Here is an 18,810-nt window from a genome sequence, read left to right as displayed (position 1 = left end):
CACATGCTCGATGAGGCAATGATCGCGGCCATCGCCGACGATCTCGCTCACGCGGAGCGGACAGGATCGAAGATCGGTCTGCTCACCGCGAAGTATCCGGATATGACGGTCGACGACTCCTATGCGGTGCAGAACGAATGGCGCCGTCGCGGGGAGGCTGCCGGCCGTCGGCTCTATGGTCATAAGATCGGACTGACCTCGAAGCCGATGCAGCAGGCCACCGGCATCACCGAACCCGATTACGGAGCGATCTTCGCCGACCAGGTCTATGACACCGGTTCCGTGATCGACCATTCGCAGTATTCAGGTGTGCGCATCGAGGTCGAACTCGCCTTCGTGCTGCGTGATGAGCTCCGCGGACCCGATGTCAGTCTCTTCGACGTCCTCCGCGCCACCGAGTACGTCGTCCCCGCGCTCGAGGTCCTGTCCTCGCGCATCGAGATGGAGGGTCGCACGATCGTCGACACCATCTCGGACAATGCGGCGCTGGGGGCGATGGTCCTCGGCGGTCGGCCGGTCGCCGTCGATGCCGTCGACCTGCGTCGGGTGAACGCTCTGCTCTATCGCAATGAGACGATCGAGGACTCCGGAGTCGCCGCCGCCGTGCTCGACCATCCGGCGCGCGGAATCGTGTGGCTGGCGAACAAGCTCGCCGAACACGGAGACGTGCTGCGAGCAGGAGAGACTGTGCTCGCCGGATCGTTCACCCGCCCCATGTGGGTCCATCCCGGCGACACCGTCCACGCCGACTACGGAGAGCTGGGAGTCATCACATGCCGTTTCGAGTAGAACTTCCGCAGACCTTCACCGACCGTGTGGAAGGCCTCGGCGACGGCGAGTACCTGGCGGGAATGTGGGTGTGCTCGGGTTCGCCCGTGGCCGCCGAGATCGCCGCGGCCTCGGGAATGCAGTGGGTGCTCATCGACGCCGAGCATTCCCCGATCGGACTCGAGACCACGACGAGTCTGCTGCGCGCGATGAACGGCTACCCGGCAACCCCCGTCGTCCGGGTGCCGGTCAACGACACGGTGCTCATCAAGCAGTACCTCGACCTCGGAGCGCAGAACCTGCTCGTGCCGATGGTCGATACGAAATCCGACGCCGAGGCGGCCGTGGCGGCCGTCCATTATCCGCCGAGAGGTGTGCGCGGGGTCGGTTCGGCCCTGGCCAGGGCCTCCCGGTGGAACGCCGTGGACGGATACCTGGGGTGCGCGGAGGAATTCGTGTCCCTGACGGTGCAGATCGAATCGGCGACTGCAGTGGACAATGCCGCCGAGATCGCCGCGGTCGACGGAATCGACCAGATCTTCGTCGGTCCCTCGGACCTGGCCGCGTCGATGGGGCTGCTCGGCCAGCAGACCCACCCGGACGTCACCGACGCGGTGGCCAGGACCTTCGAGGCAGTGAAGGCTGCCGGCAAACCTGTCGGTGTCAACGCCTTCGATCCCGAGCAGGCTCGGAAGTACCTGGAAGCCGGAGCGTCCTTCGTTCTCGTCGGTGCCGATGTCGGCCTGATGATGAACGGCGCCCGCGCCTGGGCCGACACCTGGGTGCAGGACTGAGCTGAGACCACCCCCGGCCGCTGATTCGCGGTCGGGGGTGACGTGCATTCACAGTCTCTCAGTCCTTCTCGCGGCGGCTGCCGCAGATCAACAGGATCGTTGAGCCGAGTCCGACGAAGACGATGCCCAGGCCGATGAGCATGCCGGTGCCAGTCGTGCCCGTGCGGGGCAGCTCACCGGATGGTGCCGGGGCCGCGGGCGCCGCGGGAGTTTCCGCGACCGGTTCGACCGGTGGAGACTCGGGCTTTTCCGGGGCCTGAGGAGTCTCGGGTTGTTCGGGAGGAGACGGCGGAGTGCTCGGCTGCTCCGGCTGTTCCGGGGGAGCCGGAGGGGTGCTTGGCTCCTCCGGCGGTGCGCTCGGCTCTTCCGGTGCCGGGGGAGTCGACGGCTTCTCCTCGGGCGGACGGTGCACTGTCTCGGCGGGAACACCCCAATCGCTTGTCCACGCCTTATTGACGTCGCTGCCCTCGATCGCGGTCACATAGGTGACCCACCCGAACGGCATATCGATCGGCTCCGTGTCGATCTCGACGTGGCCCTTCTCATCGGCGATGACGGTGAAGTCCTGTACGGACAGCTCCGTGCCGTCGGTCTTCTTCGACTGCTCGGGTTCGGTCTCCACATGGTAGGCGGTGATGGTGAGGACGGCTTCGGAACCCGGCCGCAGACCCGTCACGGCCACAACGTCGTGAGTCGATGTGCCCTCGAGCACCGCCTCGGTGTCGGCTGTCGGGGTCCACGGGACGAACCCTGTCTCACGGGGTTGGCCGTGGACACCCTTCCACTCCTTCGTCGCCTTGTCCCCGGCGATCGTCTCGGTGAAGTACAGCCAGCCGTGGAAGTCGTTCGGTACGGTGACCTCGCCGGAGGTATGGGTGCCGTTGCCGACATTCTTCGAGGTCACGGACCCGATTTCGCGAGCGTCATCGTTCTTCGTGCCCTGCGTCGGTGCCGTCGCGGTCTGCCACAGAGTGTGAACGACCGTGACGGTGTGGTCGCCGATGAGACCGGAGACGGTGAAGTCGTCGGTGACCGTCTCACCCGGCGTCGGTGTCTGGTCGGAGATCTCGGTGGTCACCTTCGGTTGGGAGATCAGTTCCAGCGACGCTTTGTCCGTGACGGAGTCGGGAGTGTCCGGGGTGACGACTCGCTGTACCCGCGTGCCGGAGGTCGGTTCGAAGACTCGCACGGTCTGCGGAGCGACCTTCGCCGAGGCGGTCACTGACAGAGTGCCGGGCGCGCTCGCCTGCAGCGTTGTGGTCACTGGCTCTTTGCCCGTGGTCAGGGTCGTCGGTGCCTTCGTCGTGCCGGCAGTCTTCAGCGCGATGGGAACGTCGGGGACCTGGGCTCCCGATGCACTGGTCAGCGAGACCGTCAGCGTCGCCTCGTCGGTGGGCGTGCCGAGGATCTTCGGTTTGTCGGGGCTGTCCTTGTCGGCGCTGCGGTCGCTGTCCTTGGAGTCGGAGGCCCAGGAATCAGGAGAAGGAGCGGACTCCGGGGCGGTGTGAGGTTCGAGCACAGGCATGCGCAGCACCGGTTCGAGGCTGATGTCGAGAGTGTATGGCCCGGCGAACTTCTTCGCCTCGGCGAGGATCGTCGAGTACTTCTTCGCAGCACCGGTGAACTTCTTGCCCAGGTCGGCGGGCTTCGCCGGCGGCACCTTGTGATCATGGGGGAGCGCCTCGTCGAGGCGGGCCATCGCGCTCAGCGCCGCCTGCACATCCTTCGACTGGGAGTCGGCGTATTCGTGCAGTGCCCACGCGGTGCGAGCCGAGGTGAGCGTGTCGGCCTTCGCGCCCGTGAAGTACTTCGACAGCGGGGACCTCTTGCCCGCATCGATGCAGTAGGCGGAGGTGTCGGGGAAGGTCCGGTAGGAGCCGTACCAGGTCTTGCCCTGTTTCGCCTGGTGCCAGATACCCGGTCCGTAGGCGTTGGGAGCGGTGAGCACGGGAACCTCGCCGAGGCTGACCGGTGGTCCCGCGGCCATGGCCGGTCCCAGCCCGATGAGGGACGCGACTGTGAGGACGGTGAGGAGCAATGCGGTGCGCAGCGACGCAAGTCTGAGAGTAGTCATAGACCGATTCGACACGGAGAGTCCCGTGTCGGACTAGGGCCGCCCGAGAGGCTGTGGATACCGCTTCGAGAATCCACAGGATGTGACGTGCGAGTGGGCGACCTGCCGGAGTCGAGGGGGAGGGGAGTGGTGCAGGCACGAATGGCGACGTCGGGCGCCTGAAGTGGGCGACGTCGGCAATCGGACGATGGTCGGATGCGCCGAGGCGGAGTCGAAGAGTGCGCAACCATCCACACCCGAAAATGGTTGAGTGGGGCTTCGAGAGCCGTCAGCAGAACGTGGCAGTCGGCTGAAGTGTTGCTGGACGGATACATGACGAGGGCGTTCACAGCGGGCTGGGACTTTAGACTGAGGTGAGCGGAAATTCCCCCAATGCAGAAGGACGATCTATGTCGGCACAGAACGGTCCCGCTTCGCAGAGACCGCAGCCGCCCCAGGTGCAGGGCCCACCGAACCCGAGCGTGCCACCGGTGCAGGGGCAGACGCCGGCGCAGGGACAGCAGGGGCAGGTGCCGCCGCAGAATCATGATCGGTTCCGCCCGCGCCCACAGGGGTCGCAGCAGCCGACTCCGCAGCCGGCGCCCGGCGGACCCCAGCCGCCGCAGGGCCAGCCACAGATGCAGGGCCAACCACAGATGCAGCCGATGCCCGGCCACCCGATGCCGCCGCAGGGGCAGCCGATGCCCGGTCAGCCTGTGATGTATGCGCCCCCGCCGGCGCAGGCTCGCGTCTATGCTCAGCCGCGGTTTGCGCCGACGGTGACTCAGGAGATGCGGATCCGCGCAGGAATGCAGGCACCTCAACAGGTCGTCACCGATACTCCCTGGACCGGTGCCGTGCGAAAGGCACAACCGGAGGCCGAACCCGATTCGACCGGAAACATCGTCCGCCTCGTCGCCGCGATCCTCGTTCTCGTCGCTCTCGTCGGTGGGCTCGGCCTTCTCGCTCTGCTCGGCGGGCTGAGCTTCGGTGTCCGCCTCTTCGGTCTCATCGGACTCGCGGCGATCCCGCTTCTGGCGATCATCGGGTATGTGCTCTGGCTCGACCGGTGGAAACCGCAGCCGAAGCTGCTCTTGGGCATCTGCCTGCTCTGGGGTGCCGTCGCCTCGGTCATCCTCACCCTCGGCTTCTCACTCGTCGGTGACATCGCGCTCTATATGGTCGGCATCAATGGGGTGCCCGACGTCATCGGTGCAGTCATTCAGGCGCCGATCCTCGAGGAATCGACCAAGACCGTTCTCTTGCTCGTCATCGTCCTCGCCGCCCGGCGCCACTTCGAAGGCCCCCTCGACGGGCTCGTCTACGGTTCGCTCATCGGTGCCGGATTCGCCTTCACCGAGAACATTCTCTACCTCGGCCAGTCGTGGAACGACGGCGAACTTCCGGGACTGGCAGTGACATTCGCCATGCGCTGCCTCGGCTCACCGCTGCTGCACACTGCGTTTTCGACCTGTGCCGGTGTGTCGATCGGCCTCGCCGCCCGCAAATGGCCGTGGTGGTCGCTCATCCTCATGTGGCTGCCCGGACTCGCGCTCGGCATGGTCCTGCACGGCTTCTGGAATGCCTCGATGACTCTCCTCGGTGCGTTCGGGCAAGCGACCCGTGACGTGATGGGCGGAATGCTCCCGCAGATCATCGGCCTCGTCGTGCTCAGCGCCATCCTCTCCGCCGCCTGGGTGACGCTGGGACTCATTCTGCGCCGCAGCGAGCGCATGCACACCCAGAACATGCTCGGCGACTATGCGAACTCCGGTTGGCTCACCCATGCCGAAGTCGACATGCTCGGCACCTGGAAGGGTCGGAAGAACGGCCGCGACTGGGCGAAGTCGTTCCCCGGCGGCAAGGAGGAGATGAAGACCATGATCCGCACCTCCGGCAAACTGTCGACGACGCGGATGCGTGTGCTCGCGGGAATCGGCGGCGAACAGGAACGCAAGATCGAACGAGCCGAACTCAAACAGTTCTCCGACGCCCGCGAACGACTGCTCGCGGCCTCCAGACAGACTGTGCGGTAAGTTCCAGCGGTGACGATCTTCGACATCCTCCTCATCGTCCTCGGAATCGGGGCGCTCTTCGCCGGGTTCCGCCAGGGCATCATCACCGCGCTCGGCACCGCGGCCGGCTTCATCGTCGGCTGGATTCTCGGGCGCCTGCTCTCCCCGTTCGTCGAATCGCTGAGCACCGGCACCGACGTCATGGACAACCCCGGGGTGCTCATGCTGCTGGCCTCGATGCCATTGGTCCTGAGCGTCCTCTTCGCCTTCGCCGGCAGCGGCATCGGCGCGTGGATCAAGCACAACATGGACTCCGACCTCGGGCAGGGCATCGATGCCATCGGCGGCACCATCACCGCCGGGGTCGTCTATGTCCTCGTCGTCTGGCTCGCCGCCGGCTTCATCCGCACCACCCCGCTCGTCGAACCCAACCGCTGGGTCGCCGACTCCACCGTCATCGCCGCGATCGACCGCACCATTCCCTACTCCTCCCAGAACGCGCTGGGCGGGCTGGCGAAGGGACTGAGCGCATCCGGGTTCCCCCAGGTGTTCTCCGGTCAGCCCGAACAGATCCGCGGAGTCGGAGAACCCGACGAAAGCATGGTCGACGTCGGACGCGGCGTCGACGATTCGGTCGTCAAGATCACGACGACGGCCACCAGCTGCGCCACGGGTTCGGAAGGCTCCGGCTTCGTCTATGAGGACGGACTCGTCGCCACCAACGCCCACGTCGTGGCCGGGTCCACGGAACTGGCCGTGCAGGTCGGCGGCAAGGGCAGGCCGTACCGGGCCGAGGTCGTCGAATTCGATGCCGAAGCCGATGTGGCTGTGCTCCGAGTCGCGGGACTCGAGGCCCCCGCCCTCGACTTCGGAAGCGGGCTCGGACCCGGCGACGACTCCGTCGTCGTGGGATTCCCCGCCAACGGTCCTTATACGATCTCACCGGCCCGCGTGCGGGAGAAGATCAACGCCCGCGGACTCGACATCTACGACTCGCAGTCGGTCGTCCGGGAAGTCTATGCCCTGCGCGGAATCGTGAGGGAAGGCAACTCGGGAGGCCCGCTCATCGATGCCGACGGAAACGTCGTCGGCATGGTCTTCGCCCGTTCGGCCACCGATGACGAAACCGGCTACGCCCTCACCCGAGCCGAGATCGCCGACGAACTCGACGCCGGTGCCGCCGAGCGCACACCGCAGCCGACAGGGCAGTGCACGAACTGAAACGCGTGCACGAACTGAAACGCGTGCACGAACTGACCCCGCCTACTTGAGGTCGAGCCCGGCGAGGACGGCGCGATGGTCACTCGATCCGCGTTCGAGCACCTCGTCGGAGGTGGCGTCGAAACCGCGATAGAGGACATGGTCGAGCCGCGTGACGGGGAACCGGGCGGGCCAGGTGAAGCCGAAGCCGCCTCGGGCCTTCTCCCGGGTATCCTGCAGCGGCGGCACCAGGGTCTCCATATTGTTGTCGGTCGTCGCCGTGTTGAAATCGCCGGCGATGACGACATGCTCGGCGCTGTCGGTCTCCACGGCCGTGGCCAAGCGGCGCAGAGCGGCATTGCGCATCGATTCGTGGCCGGGGCGCACCGACGGCATATGCACGGCATAGAAGCGGATGTCACCGTGATCGGTCGAGATCGTGGTCGCGAAAGCCCGCGGCCACTGCAGGCCGAGGTCGACCTCCTCGGGCTCCGACATCGGCCATTTCGACCACACGCCGATGGTGTCGACGACCTGAGAATGCTCGAACGAGGAGTCGAGCTCTTTGTGGATGATCTTGCCCGACAGCGACTCGAGCTCCTGGATCGTGACGATGTCCGGATCACGGTCGACGATGTTCTGCGCGGCCGCTGTGGGCTGCGGCATCCTCGCCCCCACGTTGTGGGTGGCCACCGACAGGTCCGGATCACCGGAATCATCGTTCGGCAGCAGGGCGGGACCGAACATCCCCGTCCACACCAGAGCGGGCACGAGGAATCCGATGGCCGAGAGCCACGAGAAGCGGATGAGGAACATGAGCAGCACGAGTGCGAGGACGATCCCCGTCCACGGCAGCACCGATTCGAGGATGAGCGCGATGCCCATCCGCGTCGGCAGCAGATTGTGGAGGAGCAGGAATGCCGCATAGAGGATCCCGAAGATCAATGCGGTGATGCCCTTCGCGGGGCTGTGCCTTCTGCGCGGTGCGGAATATGCCTGGTTCATCGATCAACGATCTTAACCGGGAAGTCTGGCCCCGCGCTGGAAGCGACTTGCGATGCGGCTCACAGCCGCATGAGATCAGCGACGCGCCGTCGCGCTCCACACCGTCACATCGGGGTGAGTGTCGTAGCGATAGCCCGACCCCCGCATCGTGCGCACCACGGAGGCGTATTCGCCGAGGCGGCGCCGCAGTCGGCGGATATGGACGTCCACGGTGCGTTCGTCGGGAACCTCGCCGCCGGACCACACCGCGGTGATGAGGTCCTCCCGGGGCAGGGTCTCATCGGCGTGGGAGACGAGGGTGGCGAGCAGGTCGAATTCCTTCGTCGTGACATCGACGAGGTCACCGTCGATGCGGACCTCGCGGCGGGGAATGTCGATGCGCAGACGTTCCCCGGTCGCCTGGGTGTAGGCATCGCCGGCACGTCCGCCGAAACCGCGGGGTGCGGGAGCCGCCGGAGCGGCCTCCTCGCGCAGAGCCGGCGGGTGGATGCGGTTGGGAATGCGCGAACGCACGGGGCCGTGGGTCGCCGCTGGCGCACCGGTCGCGGCGGGGGAACCGGTGGCCACGGCCCGGACGGCGTCGATGTCGCTGCCGCGGCCCTCCGGGGCCAAGGCGATGACGGCCTGGGTCTCGGCCTGACTGGCCAGTTCCTTGGCGTAGGCCTGCAGCTCGGCGGCGATCGCGGACAGGTTCGTGCCGTCGGCCGCGGCCTTGGACTCATCGAGTCCGATGTAGACGATGATTCCGCGAGCGGCCTTCGGCGAGGGGACGACCCCGGCCGGTCCGAAGGTGTGCGGTGCGTTCTGCGGGTCGACTGCGCTCAACCTGGCTCCTGCACGTCGAGTGGCCACTGCACTGCGCGGGTGGACGTAGGCGGGTTCTGGATTCGGCATAGCTGTCCTTTGCTTTCGACCATGAGGTCGATATGACTGGAGGAGTCCGCTGCTTGAGTGAACTCGTTCGAGGCCGGACAGCGGGAGTGAGATCACCGACCACGAACGCAGGGCATACACATATGTGCACCCGGCATTCGCATCTGATGAATCGCCGAAGTCATGGCTTCATTATTTGTCACAAAACTTCGGCCGCGCAAAGGAAGACCCGAAAATGAGACGACTGTGACGAAATATGACGGTTCGGTCGCCGAGGCTGACGACCGTAATCGTCATCCGCGGGGCCTCAGTCGACGATTCCGTACATCCGGTCCCCGGCATCGCCGAGTCCGGGCACGATGTAGCCCTTCTCGTTGAGCTTCTCGTCGAGTGCGGCCGTGTACACCTTCACCTCGGCGGAATCGCTGTAGTCGCGTTCGATGCGCGCCACACCCTCGGGGGCGGAGACGAGGCACACTGCGGTGACGTCGCGAGCCCCGCGAGCGAGCAGGAAGTCGATGGCCATGGCCAGGGTGCCGCCGGTGGCGAGCATCGGATCGACGACGAAGATCTGCCGACCTGTGAGGTCATCGGGCAGACGGTCGGCATAGGCGCTGGGTTCGAAGGTCGTCTCGTCGCGGACCATTCCGAGGAAGCCCACCTCGGCGGTGGGCAGGATGCGCAGCATTCCGTCGAGCATGCCGAGGCCGGCGCGCAGGATCGGGACCACGACGGGGCGGGGTTCGGCGATGCGGGTGCCGGTGGTCGTCGTCACCGGAGTCGAGATCTCCTTGTCCTCGACCGCCACCGACCGGGTCGCCTCGTAGGCCAGCAGCATGACGAGCTCTTCGGTGAGCTGGCGGAAGCGAGCGGAATCCGTGTTCGCATCGCGCAGAGCGGTGAGTTTGTGTGCGATGAGCGGGTGATCGGCTACGTGAAGATGCATACCCCAAATGGTACGGGAGAACTTCGCCGCTTCGGCAGTGGTCAATGCGGTCCGAAGCGTTCACAATGGAGGCATGTCGTACTTCACTGAGATCCTGGCCGATTCCGGCGATGGCTTCCGCGCCCTCGATGTCGACGTCCGCGACGCGAACGACCTCGACGACCTCGTCGATATGATGCGTTCGGCCGCCGGCGACGACGGAGAGGCCGTGGCCGTCATCGAACACGAAGACGAATGGTTCGGGCTCGTGCGCCTGTGCGGGAACAACGAGGTCAAGGTCTTCCTGTCCGATCTCGCCGCCGTCGAGGCGAGCCCGTTCGCGGAGATCTTCGCCGACTTCCTCGACTCCCGCCCCGACGCCTACGATGCCGAACCCGAAGACGACTTCGGCGCCGAGGAGGATGAGGACGCGGCCGCCGAGGACGACGACGAAGACGAGGTCGAGATGCTCGAATTCGACGCCGACTCCGAATGGGGCGGAGACGCCGATATCTACTCCGACCGCGGAGTCCCCGCCGCCACGCTCATCGACCAGGTCGAGAGCTATCGATCCGATCCCGCCCGGGTCGTCGCCCACGTCGGTGAGACCGTCGGCTTCGCCGATCAGCTCGAGGCCGCACGCTGACCGCTGCGACCACGGCCCGGTTCGGCGAATGGATGGGGCATGCCCTCGCCGAGGCGGTCCTCGCCCCGGCTCATGACGACGTTCCCGTCGGTGCCGTCGTCATCGGCGGGGACGGTGAGATCATCGGGCGCGGTCACAATCGGCGGGAGGTCGACGCCGATCCGCTCGGCCATGCGGAGCTCATGGCGATCTCCGCTGCCGCCTCGGCGAGGGGGAGGTGGCGCTTGGACGGCTGCACGCTCGTCGTCACCCTGGAGCCGTGCGCAATGTGCGCCGGGGCCCTCGTCGGCTCCCGGATCGACCGAGTCGTCTTCGGCGCCTTCGACGACAAGGCCGGTGCCGTCGGGTCTGTCTGGGACCTGCTGCGGGACCGCGCCGCACTCCATCATCCGGAGGTGACCTCGGGGATCCGAGCGGAGGAGGCTCGGGCCCTGCTGCGGGAGTTCTTCGCGGCCAGACGCTGACGTGTCCCAGCTCACGGCGAACCGATTTGGACGCAGAAAGTCCACCGCTGTACAGTTGTCGGCGGTGGCGTGTCCGAGCGGCCGAAGGTGCAACACTCGAAATGTTGTGTAGGGCAACCCCCTACCGTGGGTTCAAATCCCACCGCCACCGCTACGGGAAACCCCTGATCAGTCGATTCTGATCAGGGGTTTCGTCTGTCCCGTCGAAAGATGGCATCGGTGCGGGCAGGGGTGTGATGATTGACACATCAGGGTCGAGCGGCGAGACTTGCTCGATGAAACAGAAAGAGTTTTCCGGAATATGGAATTACTTTTCGGTATCCGGGTCCGGTATCCGGGGCTGAAGACTCGACTGTTTCATTGCGCATGTTCAAGGCGCAGGGTCGACGACGATGGTGTCGCCGACTGACCAAATCGAACAACCTGAGGTGGTCCATGAAAATGGCTGACAACGACCAAGCGGTGCAGACCGCATCTTCGAGACCGGGGCTTCTCGACAGATTCTTCGAAATCACAGGGCGCGGGTCGACGATCAGACAGGAGATCCGCGGAGGCATCGTCGCCTTCGTCGCGATGGCCTATATCGTCGTCCTCAACCCGCTCATCCTCGGCGGCTCCCAGGACATCGCCGGCGACAGCCTCGACTTCGCTCAGCTGACCGCGGTCACCGGGCTCGTCGCCGGCGTCATCACGATCCTCTTCGGGGTCGTCGCCAGGCTGCCCTTCGGTCTCGCCGCGGGCCTGGGGATGAACAGCTTCCTCGCCGTGTCCGTCGTCCAGGAGGTCACCTGGGCGGATGCGATGGGCCTTGTGGTCATCAACGGCATCATCATCGTCGTCCTCGGCGCCACGGGCATCCGCACCGCGATCTTCAACGCCGTCCCGCACGCGCTGAAGATCGCCATCACGGTGGGCATCGGACTCTTCATCGCCTTCATCGGCTTCGTCAACGCCGGGTTCGTCACCCGCACCCCGGCCGGACCTCCCGTCCAGCTGGGCCAGGACGGATCGATCGGCTCCCTGCCGACCCTGGTCTTCGTCTTCGCCCTCGTCCTCATCGGCATCCTCGTGGCACGGCGGATTCCCGGCGGCATCCTCATCGGCATCATCGTGGCCACGATCGCCGCGATCATCATCCAGGCCTTCGCGAAGCTCGGCACCGTCGGCGACCCGGTCGACCCGGACCCGCTGGGCTGGAACCTCGCCGCTCCGGAATTCCCGCAGCAGGTCATCGCCCTTCCCGACTTCGGTCTCATCGGCTCCTTCGACCTCATCGGCGGATTCCAGCACATCGGCGTCCTCGCGGCCACGATGCTCGTGTTCACCCTCGTGTTCACGAACTTCTTCGACGCCATGGGGTCGATGACCGGACTGGCCCGCAGCGCCGGACTGCAGACCGATGACGGAATGTTCCCGCGCATCCGCGGAGCCTTCATCGTCGAAGGTCTCGGCGCGGTCTTCGGCGGAGCCGCCTCGGGATCGTCGAACACGGTCTTCGTCGACTCCGCAGCGGGAATCGCCGAGGGGGCACGCACGGGGCTCGCCGCCTGCATCACCGGTGTGCTGTTCCTGCTGTCGATGTTCTTCTCACCGCTCATCGCCGTCATCCCGATGGAAGCCGGAGCCGCCGCGCTCGTCGTCGTCGGCGCCATGATGGTCACGCAGATCCGCGAGATCGACATGACCGACTTCCGCACCTCGCTGCCGGTCTTCCTCACCATGGTGACGATGCCGCTGACCTATTCGATCGCCAACGGAATCGGCGTCGGATTCATCTCCTGGGCGCTCATCCACGCCATGAGCAACCGTGCCCGCCAGGTCCACTGGCTGCTGTGGGTCGTCTCGGCCGGTTTCGTCCTGTACTTCGTTCGCGGCCCGATTTCGGCTATCTTGGGAACATGAGACAAATGGTTGGACACTCAGCTTGGGGAAAGGGTCAGATCGCCCACGGGGCTTGACCTGCGGGGACGCATGAGTCCCCGATTCCACGTTCTTCTGCGCTGTTCGCATGGATAACCAGAAGCTCGAAGAACGAAGCACATTGTTCCAACCATGCACTGTGCGCCTCAGTGAAGAGGCGCGGGAGGTGTGAAGTGCGATGTCCGCAGCGACAACGGACCAGTCAACTGCCGAAGTGACAATCAACGGGACCGTCCGCGAATTCGACGGCCCACCCCATACGAATGCGCTGGACTTCCTGCGCGGTCAGGGTCTGACCGGAGCGAAGGAAGGCTGCGCCGAAGGCGAATGCGGGGCCTGCGCGATCATGGTCGCCCGCCCCGACGAATCCGGCGGAACCCGCTGGACGTCAGTGAACTCCTGCCTGCTGCCGGCGGCAGCCCTCGACGGGGGAGAGGTCGTGACCTCCGAAGGTCTGGCCGACGGAGACACCGTCCACCCCGTCCAGGAAGAGATGGCCGTGCGCGGCGGATCCCAGTGCGGATACTGCACCCCCGGTTTCATCTCCTCGATGGCCGCCGAATACTACCGCCCCGATCGCTGCGAGAACGGCTTCGACCTCCACTCCCTGTCGGGCAACCTGTGCCGCTGCACCGGCTACCGTCCCATCCGCGACGCCGCGAACGCTCTCGGACAGCCCACCGCCGACGATGCGCTGGCCGCCCGCCGTGACCGCCCGGCACCGGCCCCCGTGGCCACCGATTATCAGCGGGCCGACACCGCCACGGGCCGGATCGGACGCTACCGTCGTCCCGCCACCCTCGCCGAGGCGACCTCCATCCTGAGTCAGGATCCCGAGGTCACCGTCGTGGCCGGGGCCACCGACTGGGGCGTCGAGGTCAACATCAAGGGAGCGCGCGCCAAGAACATCCTCGCCGTCGACCGGCTCGAGGAGATGCGCGGAATCCGCCGCACCGAATCGTTCGTCGAACTCGGTGCCTCCCGCACCCTGTCCGAACTCGAACGCGAACTCTCCGGCAGCATTCCGCTGCTGGGCAAACTGTTCCCGCAGTTCGCCTCCCGCCTCATCCGCAACGGGGCGACGATCGGCGGCAACCTCGGCACCGGTTCGCCCATCGGCGACACCCCGCCGGCCCTGCTGGCCCTCGAAGCCGAACTCGTGCTCACCTCGGTGCGCGGGTCCCGGACCGTGGCGCTGGCCGACTACTTCACCGGATACCGGCAGACGGTGCGGGCCTCCGATGAGCTCATCACCGCCATCCGCATCCCGCTGCCGCTGTCTCCGCTGACGTCGTTCCAGAAGATCGCCAAACGCCGCTTCGATGACATCTCCTCGGTGGCGATCGGCTACGCCGTCGACATCCGCGACGGAATGATCGCCAAGGCCCGGATCGGCCTCGGCGGAGTCGCGGCCACCCCGCTGCGCGCCACCGCCACCGAAGCCCTCCTCGAAGGCCGACCGTGGAGCCTGGAGACCGTGCATGCGGCGGCCGAGACCCTCGCCGCCGAAGGCACCCCGATGGACGACCACCGAGCAAGTGCGAAATACCGGACCGCGATGCTGCGGTCCTCCCTCGAACGCTTCTACGCCGAGCAGCTCGGCCACCCGGCCGTGACCAGCAAGGAGGTCCAGTGATGAGCCAGCTCTCCCAGCGCCCCGCCGACCCGGTCGTCGGCGAACGCCACCACCACGAAAGCGCCTTCGGCCACGTCACCGGAACCGCGCTCTACACCGATGACCTCATCGGCCGCCTCACCGGCGTCCTCCACGCCTTCCCCGTGCAGTCGACGACCGCGCACGGCCGCCTCGGCGCCATCGACGTCGCACCCGCCTATGCGGTGCCCGGCGTCGTCAAGGTCATCACCGCCGCCGACATCCCCGGTGTCAACGACCAGGGCGTCAAACACGATGAGCCGATGCTGCCGGTCGACGAGATCATGTTCTTCGGCCAGCCCCTGGCCTGGGTCCTCGCCGAGGATCTCGAGGCCGCGAAGGAAGGCGCTGCAGCAGTCACCGCCGAGGTCGAGGAGATGCCGTCGCTGGTGACCGTGCGAGATGCGATCGCCGCCGACAGCTACCACGGCACAACCCTGTCGATCGACAAGGGCGAAGTCGACTCCGCGTTCGCCGACGCCGCTCATGTCTTCGAAGGCGAATTCGAGTTCGCCGGTCAGGAGCACTTCTACCTCGAAACGCAGGCCTGCCTGGCTCATGTGGACGAGAACGAACAGGTCTTCATCCAGTCCTCGACCCAGCACCCCACCGAGACTCAGGACATCGTCTCCCACGTCCTCGGAGTCCCCGCCCACGAGGTGACCGTGCAGTGCCTGCGCATGGGCGGCGGCTTCGGCGGCAAGGAGATGCAGCCCCACGGCTACGCCGCCCTGGCCGCGCTCGGTGCGAAGCTGACCGGCAGGCCCGTGCGACTGCGGCTCGACCGCACCCGCGATATCACCATGACCGGCAAACGACACGGCTTCCACTCGTCGTGGAAGATCGGATTCACCGAGGAGGGGAAGATCCTCGCCCTCGATGCGACACTGACCGCCGACGGCGGGTGGAGCCTCGACCTGTCCGAACCCGTGCTCACCCGCGCGATGTGCCATATCGACAACGCCTACTGGGTGCCCAACATCCGAGTCACCGGCCGCATCGCCAAATGCAACAAGACCTCGCAGACGGCCTTCCGCGGTTTCGGCGGCCCGCAGGGCATGCTCGTCATGGAGGACATCATCGGACGTGTCGCCCCGCAGCTGGGACTCAGCGCCCGGGAGCTGCGGCGCCGGAACTTCTACGCCGACGGCCAGGACACTCCCTACTATCAGCCGGTGCGCCACCCCGAGCGGATCGAAGCGTGCTGGGATCAGCTCATCTCCCAATCCGATCTGGAGGCCCGCGAAGCCGAGATCGAGGCGTTCAACTCGAGCCACGAGCACATCAAGCGGGGGCTGGCGATCACTCCGGTGAAGTTCGGGATCTCGTTCAACCTCACCGCCTTCAACCAGGGCGGGGCGCTCGTGCTCGTGTACAAGGACGGCTCCGTCCTCGTCACCCACGGCGGCACCGAAATGGGCCAGGGCCTGCACCAGAAGATGCTGCAGGTCGCGGCCACCACCCTCGGCGTGCCCCTGTCGACGGTGCGCCTGGCGCCGACCCGCACGGACAAGGTGCCCAACACCTCGGCGACGGCGGCGAGCTCCGGATCCGACCTCAACGGCGGAGCGGTGAAGAACGCCTGCGACCAGATCCTCGACCGGCTGCGACAGGTCGCCGCGGGCATCCTCGGTGCTCCTGCGCACGAAGTCGAGATCTCACGGGGGATCGTCTCCGCGCTGTCCTCACCGAAGACGGTGACCTGGGAAGAGCTGATCAACACCGCGTACTTCCAGCGCATCCAACTCTCGGCCTCCGGCTTCTACCGCACAGAGGGCCTGCACTGGAACCTCTCGCAGATGCGCGGGGAGCCGTTCAAGTACTTCGCCTACGGGGCGGCGGTGTCCGAGGTCGAAGTCAACCGCTTCGACGGCTCCTACACCCTGCGTCGCGTCGACATCGTCCACGACGTCGGGGACTCCCTGTCACCGCTGCTCGACCTCGGACAGATCGAGGGCGGCTTCATCCAGGGCGCCGGCTGGCTGACGCTGGAAGATCTGCGCTGGGACGAATCGGACAAGCCGAGTCGGGGACGTCTGGCCACTCAGGCGGCGAGCACGTACAAGATCCCGAGCTTCTCCGAAGTCCCCGAGGTCTTCAACGTCACCTTCCTCGACAAGGCACACGAAGAGGGAGCCGTGTACGGGTCGAAGGCCGTGGGCGAACCCCCACTCATGCTCGCCTTCTCCGTCCGCGAAGCCCTGCGCGAGGCCGTCGGGGCCTTCGCACGACCCGGTCACAGCGTCGACCTCGCCTCTCCGGCCACGCCCGAAGCTGTGTTCTGGGCGATCGAAGAAGCCCGCGGTCAGGGCTCGGGGGCGGCAGCCTCGGCGAGGGAAGGACAACGAGTTCCGTCATGACCTGGATGGACACCGCAGCCGAGCTTCGCGCAGCTCGGGTGCCGGCAGTCCTCATCACTCTCGCCGCGGTGCGTGGGCACGCCCCACGTGAAGCGGGAGCGAAGATGATCGCCACCGCCGATGACCTGTTCGGGACCATCGGCGGGGGCAATCTCGAGATGACGGCCCTCACCCGTGCCCGGGAACTGCTCGCCGAGGGTCAGACGGCCCCGGAGATGCTCACCCTGCGGCTCAACGACAAGGCTCCGGCCAAATACGGTCGCCAATGCTGCGGCGGAGAGGTCACCATGCTCTTCGAACCCCTGCCGGTGCCCGCCTCGGTGGCGATCTTCGGCATCGGCAACATCGGCCTCGAACTCACCCGGATCCTCGCCCGCCACGATCTCGACCTCACCGTGTCCGATTCCCGTCCGGAACAGCTCGAGGCTCTCGACGAGTTGGAGGCGCCGGTGGCGCGGATCCGCCGCGAATTCGCGGTCGTCGGCGAAGAGGTGCTTGAGAGCCTGCCGGCCGGAGCGCACGTGGTCATCATGACCCATGACCATGCCGAAGACCTGCACCTGTGCTCCGCGGCACTGACCCGCGGCGACCTCGGCTCGGTCGGACTCATCGGCTCGAATGCGAAATGGCAGCGCTTCCGCAAGAACCTCGCCGCCGAGGGCTTCGACCTCGAGGCCGTCGACACCATCCGCTGCCCCATCGGACTGCCCGAGCTGCCGGGCAAAGCGCCCGCGACGATCGCCGTGAGCGTCGCCGCGGACCTGCTCGGCCGCATCGGCTGAGCTTCACGCTGACTTCCATCACTGACTTTCACCACTGACTCAAGGAGAACCACTGTGGTCATCTACCGTGCGCGCGTCTTCGATACGCCGGACAACCCATTCACCGGGGGCAGGCTGCGTTCGGCGTCCGATGTCGCCCTCGTCGTCGACGACGGGCTCATCACCTCCCGCACCGATGTCGACACGGCCCGGGCAGCACATCCGGACGCCGAGGTCGTCGACCTCCGCGACGGTGTGCTCATCCCCGGACTCATCGATACGCACGTCCATCTGCCGCAGGTCCGTGCCATCGGCCACCTCGGGCGGCCTCTGCTCGACTGGCTCGACCAGTGCGCCCTGCCCGAAGAGGCGAAACTCGCAGGCCCCGCTTATGCGAAGGCGGTGGCCGGCGAATTCCTCACGGGCCTGATCTCGGCGGGGACCACCTCGGCGATGGTCTTCGGTTCGCACTTCGCGAGCGCCATGGACATCTTCTTCTCCGCCGCTTCAGAGTCGGGGCTGCGGATCACCTCCGGCCTGGTCACCAGTGACCGGAACTTACCCGAGGCGCTGCTCACCGACGTAGAACGCTCGACCGAGGAGAGCCAGGCGCTCATCGACCGGTGGCACAGGAAGGGACGCCTGCGCTACGCGGTGACGCCGCGGTTCTCGTTCTCCGCAGGTCCCGAGCTGCTGGCCGCCGGCGGCCGCCTCGTGGAGGAGAATCCGGGCATCTGGGTGACTTCGCACCTGAACGAGAACGTCGATGAGATCTCCGGAGTCGCGCAGATCCACCCGGAGGCTCGTGACTATCTCGACACCTACGACCGGGCGGGGCTCGTGGGGCGGCGCACCGTGCTCGCGCACAACGTCCACCCGCAGGATCGGGAACTGGCACGCATGGCCGAGGCCGGGGCCGTGGCCGCGCACTGTCCGACCTCGAACTCGGCTCTGGCCAGCGGTTTCTTCCCGCTGCGGAGGCATATCGAGGCAGGCATCCGGGTGGCTTTGGGCTCCGACGTCGGGGCGGGGACCGGATTCAACCTGCTCAAGGAAGGGGTGCAGTCGTACTTCATGCAGCAGCTCGATCCGTCCGGGGGAGTGGCACTGAACTCCGCACATCTGCTCCACCTGGCGACTGCGGCCGGCGCCGAGGCGCTCGAGCTCGACGATGTCGGCGTGCTCAGCGAGGGCAAGCGCTTCGACGCCGTGCTCATCCGCCCGGCCGAGGGGCAGCCCCTGGACGTCGGCATCCGCCACGCCGCCGACGACGGCGACGCCCTGGCGACGATCTTCGCCATGGGAACCCCGGCCGACATCGCGGGCGTCTGGGTCGACGGCACCCGTCTCTGACCCCAATTGCTACCTGACG

15 protein-coding genes and 1 tRNA gene are annotated in these 18,810 nt (G+C 66.5%); 12 read left to right on the top strand and 4 right to left on the bottom strand.

The window, feature by feature from the left end; all coding sequences use genetic code 11:
- The first annotated feature begins 3 nt into the window (after window positions 1-3).
- Entirely contained in the window at window positions 4-789 is a 786-nt protein-coding gene (locus AD89_RS0102390; protein ID WP_025777009.1) for a fumarylacetoacetate hydrolase family protein, read from the top strand.
- Window positions 774-1,562: an HpcH/HpaI aldolase family protein gene (locus AD89_RS0102385; protein ID WP_025777008.1), complete on the top strand. Its 789-nt coding sequence runs from the start codon at window positions 774-776 to the stop codon at window positions 1,560-1,562. The genes AD89_RS0102390 and AD89_RS0102385 overlap by 16 nt, the downstream gene beginning before the upstream one ends.
- Window positions 1,563-1,620: 58 nt before the next feature.
- Here the strand turns inward: AD89_RS0102385 and AD89_RS0102380 are convergent, their stop codons facing one another.
- Window positions 1,621-3,636 carry a hypothetical protein gene (locus AD89_RS0102380; protein WP_025777007.1) on the bottom strand — a complete coding sequence of 672 codons (2,016 nt, stop codon included), beginning with the start codon at window positions 3,634-3,636 and terminating at the stop codon, window positions 1,621-1,623.
- A 389-nt stretch (window positions 3,637-4,025) separates the two neighbouring features.
- Between AD89_RS0102380 and AD89_RS0102375 the strand changes: the two genes are divergently transcribed.
- Together AD89_RS0102375 and AD89_RS0102370 are read left to right on the top strand one after the other, a co-directional pair.
- Window positions 4,026-5,651 (top strand): PrsW family intramembrane metalloprotease, encoded by a 1,626-nt coding sequence (locus AD89_RS0102375; protein WP_231488367.1) that lies wholly within the window; start codon window positions 4,026-4,028, stop codon window positions 5,649-5,651.
- A 9-nt stretch (window positions 5,652-5,660) separates the two neighbouring features.
- Window positions 5,661-6,851, top strand: coding sequence for a MarP family serine protease (locus tag AD89_RS0102370; protein WP_025777005.1), 1,191 nt, complete (start codon window positions 5,661-5,663; stop codon window positions 6,849-6,851).
- A gap of 42 nt (window positions 6,852-6,893) precedes the next feature.
- Here AD89_RS0102370 and AD89_RS0102365 read toward each other — a convergent pair whose 3' ends face one another.
- The 3 genes from AD89_RS0102365 to upp form a co-directional block, all read right to left on the bottom strand.
- Window positions 6,894-7,835, bottom strand: a complete 942-nt coding sequence (locus tag AD89_RS0102365) for an endonuclease/exonuclease/phosphatase family protein (RefSeq protein ID WP_025777004.1) — start codon at window positions 7,833-7,835, stop codon at window positions 6,894-6,896.
- Between the two features lie 75 nt (window positions 7,836-7,910).
- Window positions 7,911-8,729, bottom strand: a complete 819-nt coding sequence (locus AD89_RS0102360; protein WP_025777003.1) for a winged helix-turn-helix transcriptional regulator — start codon at window positions 8,727-8,729, stop codon at window positions 7,911-7,913.
- A gap of 286 nt (window positions 8,730-9,015) precedes the next feature.
- Window positions 9,016-9,654: a uracil phosphoribosyltransferase gene (gene upp / locus AD89_RS0102355; protein ID WP_025777002.1), complete on the bottom strand. Its 639-nt coding sequence runs from the start codon at window positions 9,652-9,654 to the stop codon at window positions 9,016-9,018.
- Window positions 9,655-9,727: 73 nt separating this feature from the next.
- Between upp and AD89_RS0102350 the strand changes: the two genes are divergently transcribed.
- The 8 genes from AD89_RS0102350 (at window position 9,728) to guaD (ending at window position 18,791) form a co-directional block, all read left to right on the top strand.
- A complete protein-coding gene (locus AD89_RS0102350; RefSeq protein WP_025777001.1) occupies window positions 9,728-10,279 on the top strand; it encodes a tRNA adenosine deaminase-associated protein in 552 nt (183 codons plus the stop codon).
- Window positions 10,280-10,311: 32 nt separating this feature from the next.
- Window positions 10,312-10,743, top strand: a complete 432-nt coding sequence (locus AD89_RS0102345) for a nucleoside deaminase (RefSeq protein ID WP_025777000.1) — start codon at window positions 10,312-10,314, stop codon at window positions 10,741-10,743.
- A 63-nt stretch (window positions 10,744-10,806) separates the two neighbouring features.
- Window positions 10,807-10,894: transfer RNA gene (locus AD89_RS0102340), tRNA-Ser, on the top strand.
- Between the two features lie 290 nt (window positions 10,895-11,184).
- Window positions 11,185-12,645 (top strand): NCS2 family permease, encoded by a 1,461-nt coding sequence (locus AD89_RS0102335; protein ID WP_025776999.1) that lies wholly within the window; start codon window positions 11,185-11,187, stop codon window positions 12,643-12,645.
- A gap of 196 nt (window positions 12,646-12,841) precedes the next feature.
- Entirely contained in the window at window positions 12,842-14,299 is a 1,458-nt protein-coding gene (locus AD89_RS0102330; RefSeq protein ID WP_025776998.1) for a xanthine dehydrogenase small subunit, read from the top strand.
- On the top strand, window positions 14,299-16,677 hold the full coding sequence (gene xdhB / locus AD89_RS0102325; RefSeq protein WP_025776997.1) for a xanthine dehydrogenase molybdopterin binding subunit: 2,379 nt from the start codon (window positions 14,299-14,301) through the stop codon (window positions 16,675-16,677). Before AD89_RS0102330 ends, xdhB begins: the two co-directional genes overlap by 1 nt.
- Window positions 16,674-17,459: a xanthine dehydrogenase accessory protein XdhC gene (gene xdhC, locus AD89_RS0102320; protein ID WP_025776996.1), complete on the top strand. Its 786-nt coding sequence runs from the start codon at window positions 16,674-16,676 to the stop codon at window positions 17,457-17,459. Before xdhB ends, xdhC begins: the two co-directional genes overlap by 4 nt.
- Before the next feature lie 54 nt (window positions 17,460-17,513).
- Window positions 17,514-18,791, top strand: a complete 1,278-nt coding sequence (guaD, locus tag AD89_RS0102315; protein ID WP_025776995.1) for a guanine deaminase — start codon at window positions 17,514-17,516, stop codon at window positions 18,789-18,791.
- Window positions 18,792-18,810: the final 19 nt, after the last annotated feature.

The organism is Brevibacterium sp. VCM10 (assembly GCF_000583215.1).
GTDB lineage: Bacteria > Actinomycetota > Actinomycetes > Actinomycetales > Brevibacteriaceae > Brevibacterium > Brevibacterium linens.
This window is presented reverse-complemented; position numbering and strand designations above follow the sequence as displayed.